Below are 4,910 nucleotides of genomic sequence, written 5' to 3'. Positions count from 1 at the left end.
GTAACCTGGGGTTCACCAACGCGGGGTGGAGCAGCTCGGTAGCTCGCTGGGCTCATAACCCAGAGGTCGCAGGTTCGAATCCTGTCCCCGCTACCAGCGGAAATGGCTCCCGGAGATTCCTCCGGGAGCCATTTTCATGCCCGATGGGAACACTTTGGGAACATCGGGCTCGGTAGCGAGTTGAGCGGGGACGGGTCCGGCTCGCGGGGCTGCGTGCGCTCCCGTCCCGGCGAGCCAGTAATTCTGCGGACGAAAATTCTGCAGACGAAGTGCGAGTAGGGGCCTGCAGATTTACAGCCTCGAGGCCACCGCGGCTCACGGCCGGCCAGGCCGGCGAGGGTTCGGGCGCGTGGACAACTGAGGCACCGCCGTGAGCACGACGCACGTCATCTCGTGTCGGTCGATGGCGGATCGAGGTAGCGGGCCACCGCGGCGTAGAAGATTTCGACGTAGATGTCGATCATGTGCGCGCGGCCGAGGTCGGGCCGCGTCCGCCACCAGTGTCCGAGGCGTTCAGCTGCCCCGGACATGGCGTGTGCGAGTCCTTCGGCGAACAGCGTGGGTATGCCGCGCTGATCCTTGGTGATCAGCGCGTAGGTGGTTTCGATGTTGTCCGACCGCAGGGCGGCGAGTTCTTCGCGGGACTGGGCGGGCAGCACGGCGGCGCTGCCGTAAATGAGCTCCCAGCGCTCCGGGTGGGTCTCCAGAAGCCCGAAGAAGAGGTCGGCTGCGGCCGCGAATTGCTCGCGCACGGCCAGCGAGGGGTCCACCCGCAGTTTCAGGGCCTGCACGAAGTCGGCCTGCGCCCGTCGGGCGCAGGCCAGATATGCGCCCTCTTTGGTTGTGAAGTGGCGGTAGGCAATGGGCTTGGTCACCCCTGCGGCCTGCGCGATGTCGCCGAGCGACACCGCGGCGAACCCACGCTCGAAGAACAACCGTTCGGCGGTGTCCAACAGGTCGGTGTGGCGCAGTACCCAGGGTTGACGTGGCCTCGAGCCCAGCGTCGAGTTCGCCTCCATGGAGCAACAGCCTAACCAGCTGTTGTTACTGTTGGTAACAAGCTGGTATGTTACTACGAGTAACAAAAGTTTTGCGTCGAGTTTCGGAGTCGAGTTTCGGAGGAGTTCGTGATGAGCAGCCGAGCCAGCACGCGCATGGGGCTCGCCCAGCTGGCGGCCGATGAAAGGTTGGGCCCGCTGGTCGTTGAGTCGTCCGTCGTCGAGATTCGGTCTCGGATATGAACCGGCACGAACGATCCCGGGGCCGGGCCGGGCGCATCTTCGCCGGCGCGTGGATGCCTGCGGTCGCGCTGGTCGTCATCGTGATGGTGGGTTTCGGGGTGATTCGGATCCGGGAGAACTCGCACGCGATCAGTCATCCGCCGCAAAAACGGGCGATCCCCGCCACGGTCGTTCAGACCAACCCCAAGCGGGTCACCTACGAGGTTTTCGGCGAGCTCGGAGCTGACGGGAAAGTGTCCTACGCCGACCTCAACAGCCAACCGATCGAGGTCGACCTGACGTCCTTGCCGTGGTCGGTGTCGGAGGCCACGATGTCGTCGGCGGCGTCGCTGAGCCTGGTGGCGCAGGTCGACGGCGACTCGGTGGGATGCCGCATCCGGGTCGACGGCCAGGTTCGCGACGAGCAGGTCGTCACCCATCCGGGTGCGGCGGTGGCATGCACGGTGACGGCAGCATGACCGCGGTCCAGCTCCCGTCACTGCCGCCGAGCGAGCAGCACACCGCTCCGGTGCCGGCGCAACCCGCGGGGAAGCACGGGTCAAAGAATCGTCGGACACCCGCGCGGCTGCTGCGGGTTCTGGCGATCCCGGTGGTGATCTTCTGGGTGGTCGCCGCGGCGGCGCTGAACATTTTCGTGCCCCCCTTGGAGAAAACGACCGCGGCCAACGCCAAGGCGATGATCCCGCGCGATGCACCGTCCGCGGCGGCCGCGATCACCCAGGGACACGATTTCGCGGAGTCCGACTACACGAGCATGGCCGTGGTGGTCCTGGAAACCCAGGGTCGCAAGCTCGGCGAGCAGGATCACCGGTACTACGACGAGCTGGTTCGTCGTCTGCGCGGCGACAGCGAGCACGTGCAGTCCTTGATGGACCTATGGGGCGATCCGGTGACCCGATCGGGCCAGCAGAGCGCCGACGCGCAGGCCGCAACACTGACCGTGCGACCCGTCGGGGACTTGGGCGATGCTGACGCGAACAGGTCGATCAAGGCCATCCGCGACATCGTGGAAAAACTCGACAAAGACAAACCCGAGGGCCTCACGGTATACGTCAGCGGGCCGGCGCCCCTGGCTTCGGACACCCTCAACGCGGCCGACGAGAGCATGGTCAAGCTCACCGTGGTGACGATCGTCGTCATCACCGTCATGCTGCTCGTCGCCTACCGGTCGTTCACCAGGGCGATCATCCCGTTGTTCGGTGTGTTGATCACGCTGGCGACGGCGCGTGGCGTCGACTCGCTCCTGGTCGAAAATCACCTCATCGGGATCTCCTCGTTCGCCATGAACATGGCCGTGTCCCTGGTGCTCGGTGTCGCCACCGACTACGGGATCTTTTATCTGGGCCGTTTCCAGGAAGCCCGACGCGCCGGGCAGGACCCTGAAACCGCCTACTACACCTCGGTGCACAGCGTGGCCCACGTCGTCTTGGGATCCGGCATCGCCATCTCAGGCGCGTGTCTGTGTTTGAGTTTGACCACGCTCGACTACTTCCGCACCTTGGGCCCACCGTGTTTCGTTGCGATGGTGATCGCCGTCTTCGCGGCGCTCACCCTGGGCCCGGCGCTGCTGACGTTGGGCAGCAAGCTCCCCTGGCTGTCCGAACCGGCCAGGACCAGCCCGCTGTGGCGCAAATTCGGGACCGTCATCGCCAAATGGCCCGGTGCGATGCTCGCGGTGGCCGCCCTGGTGATCCCGCTGTGCATCGCCAACCTGGCCACCTACACGGTGAGCTACAACGACCGGGATTACGCACCGGCAAGTGTCGAATCTTCCCGCGGCTACGCCGCCGCCGACCGGCATTTCCCGCCCAGCCAGCTTTCCATCGACACGCTCTACGTCAAGGCCGACCACGACATGCGCAACACCACCGACATGATCAGTCTTGACCGCATCGCCAAGAACATCGTTCGCGCACCGGGCATCTCGATGGTGCAAAGCATCACCCGCCCCAACGGCCGACCGCTGGAACACGCCTCGCTGCCCTATGCGATGGGCTCCCTGGGCACCAAGATCGGCCAGAATCTCGGATTCCTCAAAGACCGGGTCAAAGACGTCGACACCATGGCCGCCCGGATGGGTGACGTGATGGCCTCCACCAGGAAGATGGCCGAGATCACCGGCCAGCTCTCCGCAGGCACGCACATGTCGTTGGAGGCGTCCCGCGGTCTGAAAACCGCGATGGAGAAGACCCGCGACAATCTGGCCACGTTCGATGACTTCATCCGGCCGGTACGCAGCTATCTGTATTGGGAGCCGCACTGCTTCGACATCCCGGCATGCTGGGCGCTGCGCTCGCTCAACGAGTCGATCGACAACATCGACGAAGCGACCTCCCAACTCGGCCCCCTGGTCGACGGCTTGGGTACGGTTGACGCCGCCACCGGACAGATGATCGCGCAACTCAACGCGACGGTGAAGAACGTGGCCGTCATGCAGCAACTGACGCTGACGACGCAAAGCCTGCTGCACGCCGCAGTTTCCCAGCTGGAGCCGATGGTCGGCCCGATGGTCGACATGGCTACCGCATTCGACAACGCCAAGAACGACGACTTCTTCTTCATGCCACCGGATGCGTTCACAACTCACGATTTTCAGGTCGGCCTCAAGTTCATGATGACCTCCGACGGCAAAGGCGCCCGGATCCTGATCTACCACGAGGGCGAGGCCATGAGCCCGCAAGGCATCGACCAGATCCAGCGCGCCGAATCGGCCGCACACGAGGCCGTCAAGGGCACCTCGCTGTCGGGAGTCCGCCTGCTGATGGCCGGTGCCTCCTCGAACTACCGAGACGTACAGGCTCTTTCCGCCAACGACATTCTGACGATGATGCTCGCGACCTTCGGACTGGTGTTCCTGATCGTGATGGCGATTTCCCGAACCTTGGCAGGTTCGGTGATCGTGCTCATCACCGTGGTGCTTTCCTTCCTGGGCTCCCTGGGTTTGGCCACCTTCATCTGGGAGACCTTGCTCGGCGTCCAATTACATTGGCTGACAATGCCGATCGCGTTCATCGTGCTCGTCGGCGTCGGGTGCGACTACAACCTGTTGTTGCTCTCGCGATACCGGGAAGAACTCCCCGCGGGCATCCGGACCGGGCTGATCCGCACCATCGCCGGGTCGGGCAACGTGGCGGTCACCGCCGCACTCGTGCTGGCAGGAACCATGCTGGCGATGCTGTCCAGCGAAGTGGTCAACATCGGCCAAGCCGGCTCCACCATCTGCATCGGACTGATCTTCGACATGGTGATCGTGCGACTGCTCCTGGTGATGCCGCTGGCCCGCACGCTCGGCCCCTGGTTCTGGTGGCCCCAAAGACTACCCACACCCCGGCACCCCCAACGCGCCGACCAGCCAGCGCCCTGACGGCGCGAGGCTGTCCCGTCGTGTAGACGCTCATCCTTGAGGCGTCCAGCGGAGAAGTCTCCGCCGCCGCCATCACACCACCGCTGCCGCCGCCAGTGCCGCCACCATTGCCGCCACCGCCGCGGACAGTCGGCTGGACTTCTTCGCGCGCCGGGTCAACGTCACGGCCCCAGCCGACTCACGGCGTCGAGGTCGTCCCGCCACGGGCGGGGGCGGCCCGGTGCTTGTTGGCGGTGATCGTGTCCAGCGTTCGGCTCGGCCGTGATGATTCTTTGACGCCGCCGAGTGCCTGTCCGGTTTCAAGG

3 protein-coding genes and 1 tRNA gene are annotated in these 4,910 nt (G+C 64.9%); 3 read left to right on the top strand and 1 reads right to left on the bottom strand.

Features of this window, described 5'->3' with window-relative positions:
• The first annotated feature begins 19 nt into the window (after positions 1-19).
• A tRNA-Met gene (locus AC2VOK_RS09880) sits at positions 20-96 on the top strand.
• 290 nt (positions 97-386) lie between these two features.
• Here the strand turns inward: AC2VOK_RS09880 and AC2VOK_RS09875 are convergent.
• Positions 387-956, bottom strand: a complete 570-nt coding sequence (locus tag AC2VOK_RS09875; protein ID WP_428900314.1) for a TetR/AcrR family transcriptional regulator — start codon at positions 954-956, stop codon at positions 387-389.
• 281 nt (positions 957-1,237) lie between these two features.
• On the opposite strand from AC2VOK_RS09875, the gene AC2VOK_RS09870 reads away from it, so the two are divergent.
• Positions 1,238-1,699 carry an MmpS family transport accessory protein gene (locus AC2VOK_RS09870; protein ID WP_428900313.1) on the top strand — a complete coding sequence of 154 codons (462 nt, stop codon included), beginning with the start codon at positions 1,238-1,240 and terminating at the stop codon, positions 1,697-1,699.
• The gene (locus tag AC2VOK_RS09865) at positions 1,696-4,605 is read left to right on the top strand and encodes an MMPL/RND family transporter (protein WP_428900312.1); all 2,910 of its coding nucleotides are present in this window, start codon (positions 1,696-1,698) and stop codon (positions 4,603-4,605) included. Before AC2VOK_RS09870 ends, AC2VOK_RS09865 begins: the two co-directional genes overlap by 4 nt.
• The last annotated feature ends 305 nt before the right edge of the window (positions 4,606-4,910 follow it).

The sequence above is a fragment of the Mycobacterium sp. TH-M116 genome (assembly GCF_057473685.1).
Note: the sequence above shows the minus strand (reverse complement) of the source record. Positions and strands in the feature narration are given on the sequence as shown.

Coding starts and splice junctions, on each gene's coding strand:
- AC2VOK_RS09865 (WP_428900312.1), top strand. CDS start 1,696: ATGACCGCGGTCCAGCTCCCGTCACTGCCGCCGAGCGAGCAGCACACC.
- AC2VOK_RS09870 (WP_428900313.1), top strand. CDS start 1,238: ATGAACCGGCACGAACGATCCCGGGGCCGGGCCGGGCGCATCTTCGCC.